15 protein-coding genes and 1 pseudogene are annotated in these 18247 nt (G+C 44.2%); 6 read left to right on the top strand and 10 right to left on the bottom strand.

The genetic code is table 11. The features are described from left to right. Positions 1–67 precede the first annotated feature (67 nt). Together FBY58_RS09230 and FBY58_RS09225 are read left to right on the top strand one after the other, a co-directional pair. The gene (locus tag FBY58_RS09230) at positions 68–955 is read left to right on the top strand and encodes an ABC transporter ATP-binding protein (RefSeq protein WP_260432197.1); all 888 of its coding nucleotides are present in this window, start codon (positions 68–70) and stop codon (positions 953–955) included. Next, a complete protein-coding gene (locus FBY58_RS09225; protein ID WP_141920752.1) occupies positions 955–4071 on the top strand; it encodes an ABC transporter permease in 3117 nt (1038 codons plus the stop codon). The genes FBY58_RS09230 and FBY58_RS09225 overlap by 1 nt, the downstream gene beginning before the upstream one ends. A 210-nt stretch (positions 4072–4281) precedes the next feature. On the opposite strand, the gene FBY58_RS09220 is transcribed toward FBY58_RS09225, so the two are convergent. From FBY58_RS09220 to FBY58_RS09660, 3 genes are all read right to left on the bottom strand, one after another. After that, complete coding sequence (locus FBY58_RS09220) at positions 4282–5370, bottom strand: lipase family protein (protein WP_260432196.1); 1089 nt, start codon at positions 5368–5370, stop codon at positions 4282–4284. Between the two features lie 567 nt (positions 5371–5937). Beyond that, on the bottom strand, positions 5938–6150 hold the full coding sequence (locus FBY58_RS09610) for a transposase (RefSeq protein WP_260432199.1): 213 nt from the start codon (positions 6148–6150) through the stop codon (positions 5938–5940). Between the two features lie 1786 nt (positions 6151–7936). Continuing rightward, positions 7937–8137 (bottom strand): DUF6538 domain-containing protein, encoded by a 201-nt coding sequence (locus FBY58_RS09660; protein WP_409373551.1) that lies wholly within the window; start codon positions 8135–8137, stop codon positions 7937–7939. A 665-nt stretch (positions 8138–8802) separates the two neighbouring features. On the opposite strand from FBY58_RS09660, the gene FBY58_RS09205 reads away from it, so the two are divergent. After that, positions 8803–9798, top strand: a complete 996-nt coding sequence (locus tag FBY58_RS09205; RefSeq protein WP_141920749.1) for a YiiX/YebB-like N1pC/P60 family cysteine hydrolase — start codon at positions 8803–8805, stop codon at positions 9796–9798. Between the two features lie 498 nt (positions 9799–10296). Here the strand turns inward: FBY58_RS09205 and FBY58_RS09400 are convergent, their stop codons facing one another. The 3 genes from FBY58_RS09400 to FBY58_RS09190 all read right to left on the bottom strand — a co-directional run bounded on the left by FBY58_RS09400 (position 10297) and on the right by FBY58_RS09190 (position 12501). Beyond that, on the bottom strand, positions 10297–10509 hold the full coding sequence (locus FBY58_RS09400; protein ID WP_221624828.1) for a hypothetical protein: 213 nt from the start codon (positions 10507–10509) through the stop codon (positions 10297–10299). A gap of 369 nt (positions 10510–10878) precedes the next feature. Continuing rightward, positions 10879–11127, bottom strand: coding sequence for a DUF6538 domain-containing protein (locus tag FBY58_RS09655; protein ID WP_409373550.1), 249 nt, complete (start codon positions 11125–11127; stop codon positions 10879–10881). An 807-nt stretch (positions 11128–11934) separates the two neighbouring features. Further along, on the bottom strand, positions 11935–12501 hold the full coding sequence (locus tag FBY58_RS09190; RefSeq protein WP_185738209.1) for a Panacea domain-containing protein: 567 nt from the start codon (positions 12499–12501) through the stop codon (positions 11935–11937). A gap of 390 nt (positions 12502–12891) precedes the next feature. On the opposite strand from FBY58_RS09190, the gene FBY58_RS09185 reads away from it, so the two are divergent. Further along, positions 12892–13566, top strand: coding sequence for an Abi family protein (locus FBY58_RS09185; RefSeq protein ID WP_141920746.1), 675 nt, complete (start codon positions 12892–12894; stop codon positions 13564–13566). 138 nt (positions 13567–13704) lie between these two features. Here FBY58_RS09185 and FBY58_RS09180 read toward each other — a convergent pair whose 3' ends face one another. The 4 genes from FBY58_RS09180 to FBY58_RS09165 form a co-directional block, all read right to left on the bottom strand. Next, positions 13705–15162: a helix-turn-helix domain-containing protein gene (locus FBY58_RS09180; RefSeq protein WP_141920745.1), complete on the bottom strand. Its 1458-nt coding sequence runs from the start codon at positions 15160–15162 to the stop codon at positions 13705–13707. A gap of 106 nt (positions 15163–15268) precedes the next feature. Continuing rightward, entirely contained in the window at positions 15269–15520 is a 252-nt protein-coding gene (locus FBY58_RS09175) for a GapR family DNA-binding domain-containing protein (protein ID WP_011078096.1), read from the bottom strand. A gap of 124 nt (positions 15521–15644) precedes the next feature. Continuing rightward, positions 15645–15962 carry a hypothetical protein gene (locus FBY58_RS09170; RefSeq protein WP_141920744.1) on the bottom strand — a complete coding sequence of 106 codons (318 nt, stop codon included), beginning with the start codon at positions 15960–15962 and terminating at the stop codon, positions 15645–15647. Then, positions 15952–16221, bottom strand: coding sequence for an ogr/Delta-like zinc finger family protein (locus tag FBY58_RS09165; RefSeq protein WP_141920743.1), 270 nt, complete (start codon positions 16219–16221; stop codon positions 15952–15954). Before FBY58_RS09165 ends, FBY58_RS09170 begins: the two co-directional genes overlap by 11 nt. Positions 16222–16495: 274 nt before the next feature. Between FBY58_RS09165 and FBY58_RS09160 the strand changes: the two genes are divergently transcribed. Both FBY58_RS09160 and FBY58_RS09620 read left to right on the top strand, forming a co-directional pair. Continuing rightward, a complete protein-coding gene (locus tag FBY58_RS09160) occupies positions 16496–16987 on the top strand; it encodes a hypothetical protein (protein WP_141920742.1) in 492 nt (163 codons plus the stop codon). After that, positions 16984–17130 (top strand): annotated as a pseudogene (locus FBY58_RS09620) (hypothetical protein); the annotation flags it as partial. The gene FBY58_RS09160 and the pseudogene FBY58_RS09620, both read left to right, overlap by 4 nt. Positions 17131–18247: the final 1117 nt, after the last annotated feature.

Below are 18247 nucleotides of genomic sequence, written 5' to 3'. Positions count from 1 at the left end.
CAACAATATCAAATTCAATTTGAAACATTGGAGGATTATATTGCCTCAACTAAAAAAAGATAAAGCAATGCTTAGGTTGTCTGGGGTAAGTAAAATATACCCCGGCAAAAATCCCGTTCATGCATTGAACAATGTTTCACTCAATGTGCCTTCAGGTATTTTCGGGCTACTGGGGCCTAATGGTGCCGGCAAATCGACTTTAATGAGTATTATCGCGACCTTGCAACGCCCTGATAGTGGCAGCATCCATCTGGAGAAAATAGATGCGCTCGCGTCCCCTCGAGAGATGCGCGCGAAACTGGGATATCTCCCTCAGGATTTCGGGACATATCCGGGTGCCAGTGCAGAAGAGCTGCTTCATTATTTTGCCCGTCTCAAAGGCATTTCGAACGCCGCTGAACGAGAGCATCAGATCGGAACATTACTCGAAATGGTCAATCTCGATGCGGCTAAAAACAGACCGGTTAGTGATTATTCGGGCGGGATGCGTCAACGTTTTGGCGTCGCGCAAGCCCTGCTCGGCCATCCCAAATTACTGATAGTGGATGAACCAACAGCAGGGCTAGACCCCGCAGAAAGGAACAGATTTAATCAGATTCTTGCCAATATTGGCGAGAATACCGCCATCATACTTTCAACGCATATTATCGAAGATGTTAGCAATCTTTGTCGCCGGATTGCGGTTATCAACCAAGGTCGGATTATGGCGGAAGGAGACCCCGAGAAATTAACCGCGTCATTATCAGGGCAGCTTTGGCAAGCCTTGGTTGATAGGGAAAGGGCTGACCAAATTTCCAAAAGCGGACAGCTTGTTTTTCGCAGAATACATCGGGGATTACATCTGGTTGTCATTCAGTCGGAAACCCAGCCAGCAGAAGGCTTTACACCAAAAACACCCGATTTAGAGGACGCTTATTTTCTCGCTGTTCTGCAAAAGAATGACAGGGGAAACTGATGTTTTGGAGCCTTTTTTCAGACGAATTAAGCCGACGCTTGCGTTCATGGGTTCCATGGCTACTGATGGTTGTCTTGGTCTGCTATACCGCCTCGGCACTTCTTGGTGCTGATACATCCGATCTTGGCGGAGGCGGCGTGCCGCATAACGGCAGCTTTGTCATTTATTATTGGGGCATGTATTCGGCTTTTTGGGTAGCGGTTCTGGGGCCTTTGTTGATGGCCGCTCCCCTGCTGCGGGATATCAGAACCAAAATGGCACCCCTTGTCTATACGGCACCCATCTCCAAAGAGGGCTATTTCTGGGGAAAATATATGGCAGGCATGGTCATAACTGTCATGGTTATGATGAGCGTTCCTGTCACGATTATTGTCATACCATGGATCGCCAATGCTCTCGGTGGCGGGCAAATGTTTGGCCATTTCACCCTCTGGAATCATATTGGCTGGACGACCATCATATGGGTTCTACCCGCCTGTTTTATCTATGGCAGTATTCATTTTGCCTTGGCGGCTCGTTCAGGCCGTTTACTATTTTGCTACGGCTTTGCGCTTTTAAGTATGGCGGTATTCACCTTATTCTTTGTCAGTTTCAAAGCCTCAGCAGGCCATCACACATGGGTTGAATTGATCGACCCAATAGGGAAACAAACGCTAGATGCGCAGGCCTTATTTTGGTCTATGCCTGAAAGAACAGCCCATTTTCTTAGTCCCAGTATGATCCTTATCAGCAACAGAATAATTTGGATCACCATAGGGGCAATTTTTTTGATATGGGGAGCTGCCAGCTTCAGATTGGAAGATATGCTCAATAAAGGACGGAAATCATCGCCGTCCTCTTCTCACCGGAAACATACCCCGAGACAGCTATTGTATATCAAAAGCGATAGCCGACTTGGCCTTCTTCTCCATCTGGCCTCTATTCACTGGTCAGCCACAATCCGATTACCTGTTTTTCGGGTCATTGTCGCCGCTTTGGTCGTGCTCGGTCTCACCAGTGCATGGGGCGCTGAATCAGCCTACGCGCTACCCGAAAACCAGATGCGCCCTTATGCCCAATATTTATTTACCGTCGTCCAGCCTTCGCTTTACATGATACTCGCCATGGCGATGATTTATTTTGCGGGCGAAATTGCCGCACGCGACAGAGAGAGCAAAATGTTGTCCCTGATATCGGCGACAAGCGCCCCCGGAAACGTCCTGATCGGCGGACGGCTCATCGCTATTATTTATATGGCGCTATTATTCTCTCTCTTACCAAGCCTGTCGATTATCATTTTCCAATTTTCGAATGGTTTCTTGGAAACTGAACCACAGCATTTTATCCGTTCGATTTTTTTACATCTTTTTCTCCCGCTGATCGAATTCGGCGTCTTAACGCTGGCGCTTGACCTTCTGACGCATAAGAAGCTGTTCGCGCAAGGGCTGCCCCTGATCCTTTTATGGGGCGGGATCGCCATGCACGAAACCGGCACGATCAATGAAAGGCTGGCACTTTTTGGCGTGCCACAGCCAATGATTTTTTCGGCTTTTTCAGTGCTTGATGCCGACACATGGCGGCATCTGCTTTATGCGGCTTGGTGGCTTGGAATAGTCGGCATCATCGTTGTTTTGGCCTCCCATATAGACCTTCGAGGCGAACAAAAGCCCCTCTATATTCGGATCCGTCACATCACCATAAAATGGCCAGCGCTCACAGGCATAGCGGCCATGCTTATAGTAACGCTGACAGCCGGTGCCACGATACATCGCGACTTATATGAAGTGAACAATACCCAGAGCTTGCAAGAAGACTATAGCGATCAAGCACTATATGAACAGCTTTATGGCCAATGGCGGAACCAACCGCGACCACTCATCACTGAAATGGCACTGGCAATTTCAGTCAATCCCGCGAACGGATTATTGACGACCCAAGGAAAATGGACTGTTTCCAATCCCGATTCAAACCCGATCACGGCTATCCTAGTTAATATACCTGAAAATAGCCGCCTAAAATTGGCCAATAAATCGCTGGGTCTTTCTCTCCGCCATGACGATTATCGGGAACGGGTTCAAATCTATCGGTTTGATCATCCCTTGGCTGCCGGAGAAAAAACAACCATCGATTTTACGCTTCATTCCAGATGGCAGGGTTTTGTTGATGGTGCTTTTGCATGGCCGATAGGTCGGGATGTTGTCATATTGGACAATAATGCCTTCCCGCGCTTGAATTATGATCGCAAACGCGAGCTTGCAGAGACAAATGAACGCTTTCGCTATCATTTACCATCAAGGCCGTTGCCAGTTGATGATCCGTCTCGCTCGGCTTTAAATGATTCGGCTGGACGTGTCGTGATCGACATAAAAATCTCTGCACCATCCGACTTCCGTCTCTATACAAGCGGGATATCCTCGACAGAGCAAATTCATGATGGACAACACATCCTTGAAGCCACAGCTGATAACGCCCCCCTTGATCCGCTGATCATCGCCGTAAAAGGGGTAGAAAAGAAACAGCTTCTTTGGCGACATCCAAAATCAGCCCCTATCCCCATAACCTTTACATTCCGTAAAAATCACGGGCAGGCTTTGGATACCATCAGTAAAGAAACCCTCTTAGTGCTTGACCATCTAGTGCGTCGCTTTGGGTCGCCCCCTTTTCAAGCACTCAATATTGTGGAAACACCCCAATTTATCGATGAGGAGGCCTTGGCCGAAGCGCGATCAAGTGGTTCACTCCTCTATATCCCCGAACGGCGAGGATGGTTACATGATATGAGACGACCGCAAGCTCGGGCTTATCTAACATTTACGCTTGGACGTGAAATAGGACGATCATGGTATCATGCCCGTTTTCTGGCACCGTCCTCGCCCCATGCGATGGCAATGGAAGAAGGCTTTTCTATCGCTTTGGGACTAGAGGCCGTCGCCACTCAATATGACCAGAAAACGACCTCCTATTTTCTTGGAATATTACAAGAGAAACAACAAAAGATGAAAGCTGCTTCAAAGATTTTGCCTCGTAATCCATCCGATATAACAGATCAGCCCTATGCGGCTTTGCAAACAGGTTTTGATCTTTTTTATCGATGGCGTCCCGATTTTAAAATCGATTCAAACAGCCATAAAAATTGATCCATCAATCAAGGATAGGATGGCACTGATGCCATCCTATCCTTACAGACGATAATCAAATTATCGGAAAAGGCAGAAAAATTTAGCGATTTCGAATGACCCGACATAGCGTATCACTCACTTTAAGCCTTGGCGTTATACGGCTCTTTCCTATTTCTAATCTGATCGCAAATCCCCGGATCCCGATATATTCAGAAAAATCCGTCTCAATTACTGAGGAACCGCCTCGCATTGAGAAGTGATTGTTTTTCCCGACATAACGGCATTTGTGAACACAGCCGAATCCGGCAGAGACGCATTAACGGTCTGGCTATGATCCAAACCTTTATAAAGATGCACTTCAACGGTAGTTCCTGCCGCGCAGGCCGCTTTCACCAAAGCTAATTGCAAAGCTGGGGGCACATCCTTGTCAAGCTCACCCGTCCCAGTGAACAGTGGGTATTTAAGCTTCATCATCGGATACTGCATTGCAGCTAAGGCGGGAGCAATTTTTTCAGAAAAATCGGGTTTAAGAGAATTATCGAAATTCAGACCTTCTTTTTTAACCTTGGCGGTTAATGGCCCTACGCAAATTTTGGCGGCAGCATGATAAGCAGGCATCGCCCGAGCTGTAAAAATTTCACTGGGCTTAAAACTGGGATGATAGCCAGCAAAGCCTTGCGCGAGGTAAAGAGAATATACCACCATTGGATTATAGGCCATATTGTCTGATGGCTTTGTAATCTGTTTTAAAAGTTCGGGTGTCATATAGGGGGTGCCCGTCGCCACAATGCCTCGAATATTCAATTCTGGTGCATATTTGGGGGCAAAGGCTGCTGAAGCAAAGGCCGCCCCTCCGCCTTGGGATTGCCCCACAATCATTATTTTGTTTTCCAAAGGGGCTGCGGAAGAGATTGCCGCTCTTACAGCATCCAACAGGCCATAAGCCTCAGCCCTTGTATTCAAATAAGGATGGGGGAGAGGCGTTCCTAAACCTTGATAATCGGTTGCGACAATCGCAAAGCCTCGTTTCATCCATTCGGACAGATAGCGGCTATTGCGTTCCGACCAAGGGTTACGCGATGGGGCGCAGTTATTCGAGACACCCACCGTTCCATGAGCCCATGCGACAATGGGCCAGCCTCCGGCCGGTGCTTTCCCTGCGGGTAAAATAACTTCGGCCGTGACAGGCACCAGACCTTGCCCCGTTACGCCATTGGTCGAAAGATAAGTAATGCGTAAGGAACGTCCTGCGCCCGGAAGGCTGTAGGCTTTTGGTAAAAAGGACGATGCCGTTACGAAACCAGGCATTTGTTTCATTTTCGCCAAAGCCGTATATCCTGGAATCGCAATAAAACAACAAGATATACCTACAAAAATACGGAGTTTCTTATATATAGAGTAAGAAAAAGGCACTGAATACCATTCCTGTAATTATATATTATTCCGGCAATAGTAATATTGTATTTTATATAATTACAAGCATCTAATTTAATAAATATATATTTAAATGATATTGTAACCATATGATACTTTAAAGATAATCCTTAAAATATATCAAATTAAAAATATACGACAGCATTTTCTATAAATTAGGAAAATATCCAGAAGCTTAGGTTCTGTTAACACATAGAAGATAGCCACAATTTTATAGCCGCGAGATAAAAAAGTGAGAAAACGTCGTAGTGCTACGGCAGGAATCTCTACAAGCTATTGGCATCAGAATAATAGAGACCTCACCGCCTGTTAGTTCGAAAGTTAGAGGCCAACCCTGACCATCCGAACGGGAGTAGATCTTGTTTGTAACCGAAATCTTCCTTGAGCTTCTCCCTTTTGCGCCAGCCGCTTGATTGTAAGCTCACATGATCGTGCTATCTATCAGCCACCCTAAACTAGGGTTTCAAAAAGACCATCCCAAACACCATATTCCGCCCACATACGAAACCGAACATAGACCGAATTCCATTTCCCATAACGTTTATGCATGTCTTGCCACAGGCAGCCTATTCGAAGCACATAAAATATACCATTGAGAAATAACTGATTATTTTTTGCGGGACGTGCGCAGCGGCCTCGTTCGCTTAGAAGAAGCCCCTCTATTATCTTCCACTGCGTGTCCGTAGATCTTCGCGCAGTCCTATCTGGACTACAAAAACTTTATTTCAAATTGTCATTTCAAATCTTGATTTTTCTCCTTTTTCAACGGAACCTAATATCGAGTCCAAAAAGTGTAAAAAACATTTTCAGCAGAGTATTAAAGATCTATTGGTCCTTGATATTGATGATATCTTTTTGATTGAATAGGTTACTCTATCCCCAGCATTTCAACTCATTAACGACAGTCAGTTATCCAAGTTTCAGACTTTGGTAAACACCTCGGCTGGTTTCCAGATATCTTGGATCAATTCAGAGAGATCTCTACTCAATTTCCTCTTTTTGAATAAGCATTACCTGAGCAGATATAAGATGGTTACCGAGTTAGTCCTTTCCACTAGCTTTTTGGTTAAGGTGGTTTTGAGAAAATAATCATTTTTTTTGCATCTTTTTTACGTTTTACAAAATGCGTTGAGCATGCGTTTATTTGCGAACAGTAAAAATGGGCATTTTTCTTAAAAACTTTGCGTTTTGGGGGCTATTTTATGCGATATTTTGTTACCTGTGTCGAACTAAAAAATGCGTAGAAAAGCGACTTATATGGCGGGAGCTGGTTGGGCTTGGCACCGAACGCTAAGGGTATAATAAAAAAACACCTCTCTTGATATTTTTATACCAACTGATGGGTTTTGATACTGCTTCTTTAAAAAGAATTAATCTACTTGATCGGCTATAGTTAAGAGATCCACCTTTCCGAAAGCCAAAAGCTGGCTATCTCTATCAGCTCAGAGGGACCTCTACAGCAAGAAACAAGGTACATGACCATTGGACCAAGAAGAGGACGTATTTTACTCTGAGAAAACATCCTAATGCTTTTTGGGCTTACAATCTTCCGTCCATAAACCTTGACTAAAAATGGATGATGTAGAACATAGCCTCTACCTCCCCATCTTCTTCTGTAATGAAGGGCTGATTTACTAAACAGGCGACAAAAAAGAAGTGATCCAAACTTCTATCCAGCCTGTATATTCCATTATATTTCCCTGATCATTTTGACTAGCTGATTGCTATAATTATACCGGTCTGATTTTTCCCACACTCTATCTTTTTCAAATCCTCTGCTCATAGCTAACTGAAGCCCAATCCCGAGGATAAAAAAGAGAACATAGCTTTTGAGAAACAAGGAGTATTTTAACAGGAAAACAGAGGAAGCTACCAATGGACAAGGCTGCATAAATATGCATAAGAGATTTCCGGCCGTATTTCATTGAATAAAGCTATTTTAAGGCAGTATTTTAGGTTATTTATGGCTGTCCTGCATAAGATCAAAAAATGCATAAAAAGCGACACCTCTACGCCGAGGGCTTGGGTGGGATTACCACTCCAAACAGGTCAAAATCATTTTTCGTAGAATCCTGATGACATAGCCTCAAGTAATGAGTTTTGAAACTCTGCTCTAGAGAACCAGTAGTTGGCATATAAATGGTCAGCAGATGCCACCATTTATATGTTCGAGATGGTAAGCGGGCTATCGAATGCTTGGCAGATCGCAGTCGATGATATTTCTACCTATCACCTTATTGATCCCTAAAATTACGAACATCGTTGTCCACCTTATTTTGTTTAATCTGGCTAATGCAAAATTATTTTTTGAAGCACGGTAAGGATTTTTTATCCGATCAAAGTCCCAACTGCTTTTCGGAAAGTCTCTATAGCGAGCTATACTGATAATAGAGATTTCAAGCTTGAGTTCTTGTGCCATCTTGAACTCATTGGCATCAATAACATATTCCTACTTTCTAATGATGTCTGCATGCAGCATAAAAAGATCATTTCTGGTAACCAGATTATAAAAGGCCATAATCAAGAGGCTAGTGTCTGATTTGTTCTCTGTTTTGAGGGAAATCCAGAATTCAGTTTTGCCGAACAGGGGCCTTAAGGCAACGGGGACGACGCGACGAAAATGGTAGTGAGTGCCTACGAGAACCAGCATTGAGAACTTCTCCAGTTTGGAGTAAGGACTATGGAGAAGCGAGTTTACACTTCACCTCTTTTAGAGTTTCTCAATAAAATCAACATTTTAAGGTATGCGAACTGCGGGACTCGAACCCTCACTGACCCGCAAGGTCAGCTTCGCAACATCTTGAAAAGACAGCGGATAATGACAAGCGGTCTTCTGGTTGAATTTTCTGCCTCTAGTTGTGGTTAAACACTCTGGGGGCGTCAAGCCAAAAGAGAAAAGGGGTCATGTCCATTTATGGCGTGAAGCTGACTTGTTCAAAAATGAGGAGAGCCAGCCGTGCAAACCAGCGAACACGTTGTGTCGCGATGGTTTACAACAGGTCCGGGGGGAGAGCATTGCTCTTCCCCGTGAACCCCCTCTAGATGTCAGAATTGGGGGGAGAGCGGAAGGTCGGCTCTTAGGCAAAGAGAGCGGGTAGCTACGCTCAGTTTATAACACGATTGAACCAACAAACTCCTGTCCGGATAAAAATATGCCTTTCGTTCAAAATTTCTGAACAATAAGATAATTCAAACAGGATCAGTGGAAGATTTGTTACTGACAGATAAGAGTAAATCACAGATGATCTCAAGAGATTTTAAATAAATAATGCATATCAATTATATATATGCGCTACCAATGAAGAAAAGTTTAGAATGACAAAAAAAATATTGGACGCTTCTCGTATGAGAAGGGGTGATATAATATTAACTTCTTCAAATAATAAAATTAGCAAAGCTATTCGTGTGATGACTTCTAGTGAAGTATCGCATGCTGCCCTATGGATCGATAACGGTTTTATAATTGATGCCGTAAAAGAAGGAGTGTTTTCCTCTAATCCTGAACGCCTTGCTTTTGATCTTTCGGATTGTGTTTACGTATTACGATTAAAAGAATCACTATCCGATGAAAGACTTGATAAAATCATTCGATATGCTCAAGACCAAATTGGATCTAGATATTCAATAAAAGAGGCAATTCTAACAAAATTAACCAAGCCGCCTGCAACTAGAAAACAGTTTTGTTCAAGACTAGTCGCTCAAGCATACTCTCAAGCCGGAGTTTTTGTATCACGTGAACCTGACTATTGCAAACCAAGCGATATATTAGAAAGTCAACTATTCTCCTATGTGGAAAATCCAACAAAAGAAATATCAGAAGAATTTTTGACTTCATACAACGAAGCTCTTCCGGCAATAAAGAATAATATGGATTATTCAACACAGCAGGTCTTAAAAAAAGTTCGCGAAATTGATAATTCAATAGAAACATTGAATGATGTAAATTTATTTCTATTAAACAATAGAAATCGTGACGAAGAAATATATTCAATTTACATTAAATCCAAATACTGTGAGGTGTATAAGATAGAGCTTGGTCGACATCCATGGAGATATATTCCAGGACAGATTGACACGGTAGCAAATAGCAACAAAGAAGAAATAATCGACTATTATAAAAAAACATGTGGTCCTGAATCTGATATCTTAAAAAGATATACAAAAAAACTTAGATTTTATGAAAAAATTCACGAAACAACAAAACTAAAAACTTTCCTTTTATTAAAACAACTATATAAAACTCTAGTGGATAATGAAAGAATAAGATTGAAAATTGCCCGCGATTGGGCCAAAAGAAACTGTATAGAATAATCATTTAAATCGGAATAATATTTCATTGTCTTAATATGAAATGTCTGATTGAGTCCGTTTTCTAGGTATGATGGCTCTTAAATAAATGACGGAAATGGAGGCGTAAGCAGCCATTGGGTCAAACCTTATTTTTTTGCGCTGTAGGGGGGCAACGGGGGAGGTCTCTCCCCCTTGCCTGCTGTCGAATGGGTAGCCATTTGACACTGCTGGCTCCCTTTTAAAACGTTCCCTTTTTGAAGGCTGTTTCTGGATAGCTTATTGCTGCTATGGTTTGCTGCAAATTGGCTGTTGAAATGCTGGTCAGATAGGTCGTGGTCCCCTGGCTTTTATGGGTTGCTTCATGACCGAGTAGGCGGTCAATCCATAGGCATTCGCGTTTCTGAGTTGTGTGGAAACGGTATGCCGGAACGAATGAAATGTGATTTCCGCTGGCAGGCCGATACGGGTCTTGAGCAAAGAGAACGCTCGTCCCAGTACTACGCCCCTGATACCCTGTTTTTAGCCGGGGATGAGGTATGGGCCGTCTGTGGTATCCTTAAGAGCCAGAATACCGGCTTCAATCAGCTTTGAATGGACTGGCACCACACTAGTGCCAGCTTCTGTCTTGAGTGACCAGCCTGTTTCGGGGTGTGGGCGAATGAGGAAGCAAGGGATACTGTCAACGGTCTGGGGGTCTTCTTTCCGCAGGGTGCAGATTTCGCCTAGCCTCATGCCAGAATAGGCTGCAATGAGGGTGACCAGTTCCCGCTGGTGTAGCTAGTCCCAGAGGGAGGAGAGACGCATCATGTGGTTTTTCACACTTTTCCCGCTCAGGGTCTGTAAACCTTCCTCTCTGGCCCTATGAGCCTCTTCTTCAAGGGTAAGACTGCTTTTACGCTTACCCAGTGAGGCCGGAAGGAAAAATAGGAGGTCACGGAATGCCCCAGCCTTCTCCGTCTCCGAAAGCTTGCAGGAACAGCTCTACCGCCCGTTAGGTGGCTTTCTTTGTGTCGGCGCTGGCGCATTTCAGGGCACCGGAGAGCATTAAAGGTTGGGCTTTGGGTGCTTTGGCCGTTTTCTTAACTGTCCGGAGTTTTGGCATCAATGCTGAAACTGGCATGGCCCCCGTTTCCAGAGCAGATGAAGCTCTGCAAATCCCGCAGTCCCTCGATCTGGCTCTCTCTGACCCAGATGAGCCTGAGAGAAGAGTTCTGTGGTTCTGGCGTGAAGCAGAGACACCCGTTCACGGGCTTCGTTCTGATAACCGGTTTTCAAGGAAACCCAGATTCCCCGCCGGTTTAAGGCTGCTCGCAGGGCAGGGGCGGAAGTGGTAAGTGGTGCCTCGGACACGAAGCATACAAACTTCCCTCAAGTAGGGAAGGACGATGGAGCAAAGACAGTCTTTACCCCTCTATCAGCCGAAAAATCGTGTATTTTCAGATGTCTGTGGTGCGAACTGCGGGACTCGAACCAGCCGCACAGACAGCGGATAATGACACGCGGTCTTCTGGTTGAATTTTCTACCTTTGATTTTGGCTAAACACTCTGGGGGCGTCAAGCCAAAAGAGAGAAGAAACCATGTGTGGCGTGAAGCTGGCTCGTTCAAAAAAGAGGATAGCCAGCCGCGGAAACCAGCGGACACGTTGTGTCGCGATGGTTTACAAACTGCTCAGGGGGAGAGCAGACAGACTACTGTCGGAGGAATCTTCGATAAAACCGGGAATTGTTGCTGTGGATCATGATTAAACCAATGTCGAAAGTGTTAGCGATGTCGTTGCCCCTAAACCCCAACCCAATCGTACAGACCATCAAGCGCGTCAGAGCGATCATCTTCTGCCATGACAGGCGTGCCTTCAAGAAAAGTCACAAGCTGGCGCATGACCTTAAGCGGTACCGTGCCAAGACAATCAGCCCCCTCAGATAACAGATCGTCGTCGCTTTTTCGAAGGAGGACGTTGCAGGATATGATGCTGTTTCCGTCCGCTGTTGGAGGAAGAAAGGGAACATCTCTGTTGGATATAACAAAATCCCCCGGGTAGGATTTTGTTTTTGGACTATTAAGATAGAGGAAACATCCTTGCATGCTTATGCATAGATGAAATTTTTGCTTCCCACCGTGATCGCTCCAAAAGGAGCACACTTCTCCCGGCTGAGCCATTAGTCGCAGTGGTGTGAAGCGTAGGCAAGATCGTCAATTAAGTCCAGATCATCTACGTCAGGGATCAAGCGATAGTCCATGTCGAAAGCTCTTACTGCGTCATCATCGCGCCAAGCAGCAATATAGGCTCTATTGCTATGGGTGTATTCTCGAAGATCGCCAAAGCGGAGGGACTTCACCACGGTCAGTGCGGAGCACAAAGCATCGATATCTGTCGCTGAAAGCTTGCGAAGGTTGGCGTGGCGCTCTGGACACGAATATTCAGCAGCTGTCGTACCTGCTCTCTCCTTGCGAATCCAAGGAGGCTCATCTAGTCCAAAGAATTGCCAGAGAGACTTTGGTGCCGTCGGCTTCAATAAATCATAAGTGAAGCTGGGAACCGGACCGTGTTTCATCGCCGTATAATTATCGAACGTGATCGGTCTCCCGAACTCATCCAGATGCTTTTTGTCTGCAAGGAACACTGACTTCACAATATCGTATTGTGTCAGCATGAGTCCACGTCTCTCCCCTTCTTCAAGAAGAAAAAGGATTACCTCTAGGATCTTTTTTCGATCAGGAGCCATTCGTGGAGATACAGAGCTACTCATAACTTACTTTTAATATCACATTTAGAATAGTCGAGCAACACTCATCCAATATGCTCGAATTGCGAGTGAACGGACGGCAAATTTCGGAAAGCAGGTGATTTCCGATTTGGTGAAATCGGCCTAAAAAAACGTATGGATTTTGGGTTAAAACATTAACGAAAAACACTGTCGTGATAGTAAAAAGCCGATTAACCATAGAATTACGTTTTCCGTCAGGCTAGCAAAGACTTTATACAATACAGGAAAATGGATAAAAAAAGACCTCGCTTACGGCGGGGTCTTTTTTGTATCTTTTGTCCTCAGGGGGAGGCATAAGCCAACAAAGACCCGAGGCGAATATGTGGTTGATTATATAAATGGGTAGCCATGCTGTCAATTCAAGACAAGATTACCTCTATCAGAAAGACCTTATCGGCTCCCCGACTTGGAAGATATGAAGACACAGTCAGGGCATTGGGAAAAGATGATCTCGTCGCTCTGGATTTATATGTGTGGAATGCCCAGCTATCCGGCGCATTGCTAGCCCCCCTTCATATAACAGAAATAGCGACCCGAAATGCTGTAGCGGAAGCGCTATCCTATACCTATGGAGATCAGTGGCCGTGGTCAGAAGGTTTCCGACGAAGCCTTCCGATTATAAAATCAGGATACAGCGCATCGAAGGATGTAAACAAAGCCTGTTTGAAGGCGGAAACGACCGGAAAGGTAATACCAGAACTGAATTTTGTATTCTGGCAGGCTATGTTCACAAAGCGCCATGATAAACGGCTTTGGGATCCCTATTTGTTGAACGTGTTCCCGAATCTTGATCCACAGCAAGAGATTAAAATCCAGAGACAGAGTCTCTATAGAGATTTGGGTGAAATTCGGATGCTGCGTAATCGGATAGCCCATCATGAGCCTATATTTGAAAGAGATCTACAAGCTGACTGGGATAGAATTGTTCGTTTGATTGGATATCGCTCAAGACCGACTGCAGATTGGATGATGGATAACAGTAAAAGCCATGTCGAAACGCTTTTAGAGAATAAACCTATTTAAAGACATTTCGATAATGCGAGTTGTTAGAAGTTAATAGCCTCCCAAAAGGCAAATTTCTTTTTCGCCGAGCCTGTGAGCGAAGCGAGCAGCGCCGAGAGATTAACGGACGATATGCTTTGAGAAGGATAGCCGTCGTTGTCATGGGCGCATCTGTTTTGTTTGTATAAGGAGGCGGGCGGTTTCATCGGGTGACAGAGGCATCCATCCGTTCTTTTTCCGTTTATCTCTGTTTTCGAGGCAGGCGTTGATTTGATCGGGGCGATAACCGCGAGTTTTAAGAGTTGAGAAGAAAGGATCTTTATCAGGTTTTCGATCACAAATAGCGTCTGCACTGCCTGCGTTAGCACGAGCAGTGCAGTCCTTAATCCCTTTTTCGTTTTTAAATTGATCAGCGCCGTTATTATTAAAATAATTATAACAGGATAGAGTATAAGAATTGAACTCGCGTTGGTTGTCCGAAATTTGGAGCTTTTTTGAGGTATCCTCCTTGAGTGTTTTAGAAGATGTTTTAACCTCTTCTTGGTCAGCCTGTGCTGCCTTCTTAACCTGCGCTTCTTGTTCCCGTTGTTCTGCCCGCTCGATAGATTTGGCTAGCTGTATGAGCGAATCTGTTAACTCTGTTGGCTCTTTATCGCCCGATATTGCTTTGACGAAATCTTCGGGCGGCAAGCTTTCAATGATGGCCTTGGTTTCAGCTTTGTCCGCCTCTTGGGCGTGGTCGATATCGTCAGGAATAGGCGCATTCCTCCGGCGCATCACACGCTCGAAAACCTGTCTGGCCAACTCTGGCCAAGCCTTGGGAGACAAGAAGCCGTAGGCGTTACTGGTCTGCTTACGGCGGGGGCCTTTGCCGTCCGCCTTGATCTTGATTGATCGGCGTATCCAGCGGATGAAGCCTAAATCCTGTAATTGCCGCAGTAATTTGACGACCGTCGCACGGGCATAGCCGACACGATCGCATATTGTGTCGAGGGTCGGCTCCAGACGGCCAGTCTTAAAGTCGACCATCCGAAACAGCATCTTTAGAAGACGAACGGCCTTATCGCTTAAGCCCTTGGTTTTGATCGAATATTGATCGACCGCTTCCAGATAGGCACCGATCTCTTGCGGATTGACCGGCTTCCAGACCGACTTCTCACGTTCGCCCACCTCATAAGAATCCCGATGCACAGGATCAGGAGTCCGACGGCGGGTTTTATAGCGGGTGGCTCGTTCGAGAGGGTCTCTACGTCTTGCAATAGCTGTTTTGCGGGCGATATCGGCAGCGGTTTCAGGATCACATCCATTAGATACCATCTGATCAAAATATTCGATCTCGTCGAAATCTGATGCGGAGGCTGTAACCTCACTATTGGTATTTGAGGCCGTAATTTCGGGGGCGACGTTATTGGCCAAGGAAGATGATTGGCGGTCATATGTCGCACCGATAGGCTCCCTTTTTTTGGCATTTTTAAATTCCTCAGCAGCGAGATCAGGCTTTGGAGAAAGAACAGAGGTGTCCGACAGGTTCACAGAAGAGGACAGATCGGCATTAAGTGAAGAAGACATAGGAGATGACGCCACGAAATGAGATGATGAAGAGGAAGAGGCGGTCATTGTGCGGGCTCCGGTCTTGGACGCAAAAAAGCCACAGCGAAGATTCTCCGCTGTGGCAGGCCTGAATTTGAGATAGAGAGATAGAAGAAAGGGACGCCGGTTCTGATCACGGAACAAGCTTCCGGCTCATCGCCCGATCATTGACGATCTGGTTAATCAGAATACGAATAGAATTTTCAGGATGCCCTTTCCGCGAACGGCTAACCGCAAGCTTCGCCTTCTTGATGTCGTATTTCTGGCCTTTCAGATCCCGATAAGCCTCGGCAATCTGGTCATCCAGACGTGCCTTTTCTTCTTCAAGACGGATAATGGATTGGAGCTTTTCAGTCAGCTCTTCGGTCGCATGAATAGAACTCATAAGACAGTCTCTCCAATGAGAAGATAAGGGATTGCCGAATAGGCATCGGCCAGAAACCCAAGATTGGAACTGACGGAAAGAGAACAGGTCTTTTCCAAATAGGAAAGGCTGAAAAAACAATGGGTCATAAAGACGAACCAAAGTTTTGGATAAAGCCGTTCAAGCCCTCATTGGCCGTAGTTGCCGAACGTTTAATCACCTCGATAAGACTTAATATTTCAGTATTAAATCTTATTAATTCATCTTTTGAGACATTTTCCAGTAAAGCATAAGAGCGGGTCTCTTCTGCCCGACGAATACCTTCCAAGCGATCCATCAACAGGCGAAGACCGCATTCCATCTGCCCCATATAAAGATACATGGCGTTGCTGATCTTCTGCTTGAATCTGCTGATCTCGTCATCGACCAAGGAAGGCATATTTTCGGCTGCTTTAATTGTCATTTTGACGCGCCTTTAATTTCGGAGATTTCGGAAGATTCAGCGAGACATCAAAAAACTTTGGCTCTTCAACTGTGTGAATAAATGAAATCTGCAATACAAAGCGGTGACCGCATCGCTTGTTATTACATTCGACACAACTGTCTCGGATCGACTCCGATTGTTTGTGGCTAGACAAAACATACACGCGCGCGCCGCAATAAGGACAATAGCCTGAGGGAATATCTGTTTTATTAGCGGATAATGTTATTGTTTTTATCATCGTGTATTTACGATCTAGCGTGATACGGTTATTAGTTTTTTTGCGCGATTCTGGTAATCACTCAAAAATTTATAATTTTTACAGAAGCAATATCTAGTAATTTTATAATTGAGCTTTTCCATTCGCATCAAATTGACTCGCGTTATTGTGTGTTTAATTTAAATACCAAATTTTAAACAAAAATCTATATTTTTTTAAATTTTAATAAAAAAACGGATTTTTACCGATCGAATTTAGCTGAATCGTAATCACTTGAATTTTATGTTCTTTGATTATGACGTTCATCGACAAACGACTGCAAAAAATAGACGAGTTGTCTCATTGGGTACGTTGGCAGCGCTTGCTAAGAGGCTGGAGCGCAAAACAATTAGCCAATGAAGCTGTGAAATCTGCTCAAAAAATGGGGCATGAATTGCAGCTGAGACAGCAGGCAGTTTCATTTCTTGAAAGCGGGCGGATAAAAAGTATACCTGTCTGGATTGAATACGTTGAACAAGCGTTCAAAGACCATCCTTTACCTCAATCGCTGTCCAGCGAAGTCCAAGATTCGCCTCTGAAATTGCCTAGATATGCAGATCAGATCCAAAAACAGCAGGATTGCACCGGTAAAATCCGATTGCCTGATAGTAGTCGCCTTAAGAAACTCTTTTTGGGTTTAATGGCTCCTGTTGAGACGAGTATTCCCCTCGAAGAGAGAAGAAATCTGGCTGAAATATTATCCCAGAAGTTCGCTCGAGGATTAGAACAGATTAGCCTGTTTGAATAACTCATCATTTCCTCCTGAATAGCCAATTCCCAATTTTATATTGGTTATTTTCCAACAGGCAGAAGTTTTTATTCACTGCGACACATACAGCTTTAAAACAGGAAGCTTCTGCTCTCTCAAAAAGCATCGGTCTAACGGTATCTGATGCTGTCCGCATGATGCTGACAAAAGTTGTTCAAGAAAAAGCTCTGTCTTTTGACCCTTTGGATTCCGAACAAAAAGACATTGGCTGCTATGAAGGACGCACACGCCGGTAAATTAAAAAAACTCGACAGCGTTCAATCTCTGATGGATGGGATGATTGAGCGAACATCTCAATTTAAACGCGATTATAAAAGAGAACGAAAGTCAGATCGACAGTTAGATGAACTGCTTTAGCGCAGAATAATATAGCTCATTAATTTCTATAATATTATTTCAATAATGTTTTTTCAGCCCCCTTGCGTTCGATGCCATCCAAGCCCGCGGTAAAATTGACCCCCTGTTTTTTGCTCAAAGCTATCAGCTCAAACATACCCTGAACCCTCTGTATTTAGCCTTATAAAGCGGCATATAGCTAAAAACGAGCTAGACACCCTCATCTCATTTCATCTCAAAAGCGAGAGGACTTCTAAGCATAGGAATCTTACTTGTAAAACTACCGCTGCTTCAATCAAAGGCTTGCCATCCCCTTTCTTCACCAACTGCTTGGCTATGATCTCGATAATCGTAATATCCACTATATATATTGCCAGTCATAGTCAGAACCAAGGCCAATCAAGCTTTCTAAAAAAGTATCCCAGACACCCTGTTTGCCCATTTGCGGAACCGAACATAGACAGAATTCCATTTTCTATAGTGTTATCTATGCCTCGCCATAGGCAACCTATTCGAAGGGCATAAAGCACCCCGTTAAAATTCGAACCGATTACCTTGACACTCATGCCACTAGCGGATGCGTTCACTTAAAGAGAAATCCTCTATAACCAGCAACCCTCGTCGCTCAGGTCTTCATGCATCCAATCTGTTTCCTAAAAACTCGATTTCAAATTACTCTTTCAAATATTTATAAATTTTTTATCAAATGAACTTAAAATAATGGAGTTTAGTGTTTTGGATGGAATATTTTCCTGAAAAATACTACATTTTTATTATAAACTTAAATAATTAATAATTATATATCCATATATTATTATAATAAATATTTAACCAATACGGTATTTAAAATCATATATTTTTATATATTTAGATATTATTTAATCATTACAATTTATTTATATT

The organism is Zymomonas mobilis, assembly GCF_006715975.1.
Taxonomy (GTDB): domain Bacteria; phylum Pseudomonadota; class Alphaproteobacteria; order Sphingomonadales; family Sphingomonadaceae; genus Zymomonas; species Zymomonas mobilis_B.
Note: the sequence above shows the minus strand (reverse complement) of the source record. Positions and strands in the feature narration are given on the sequence as shown.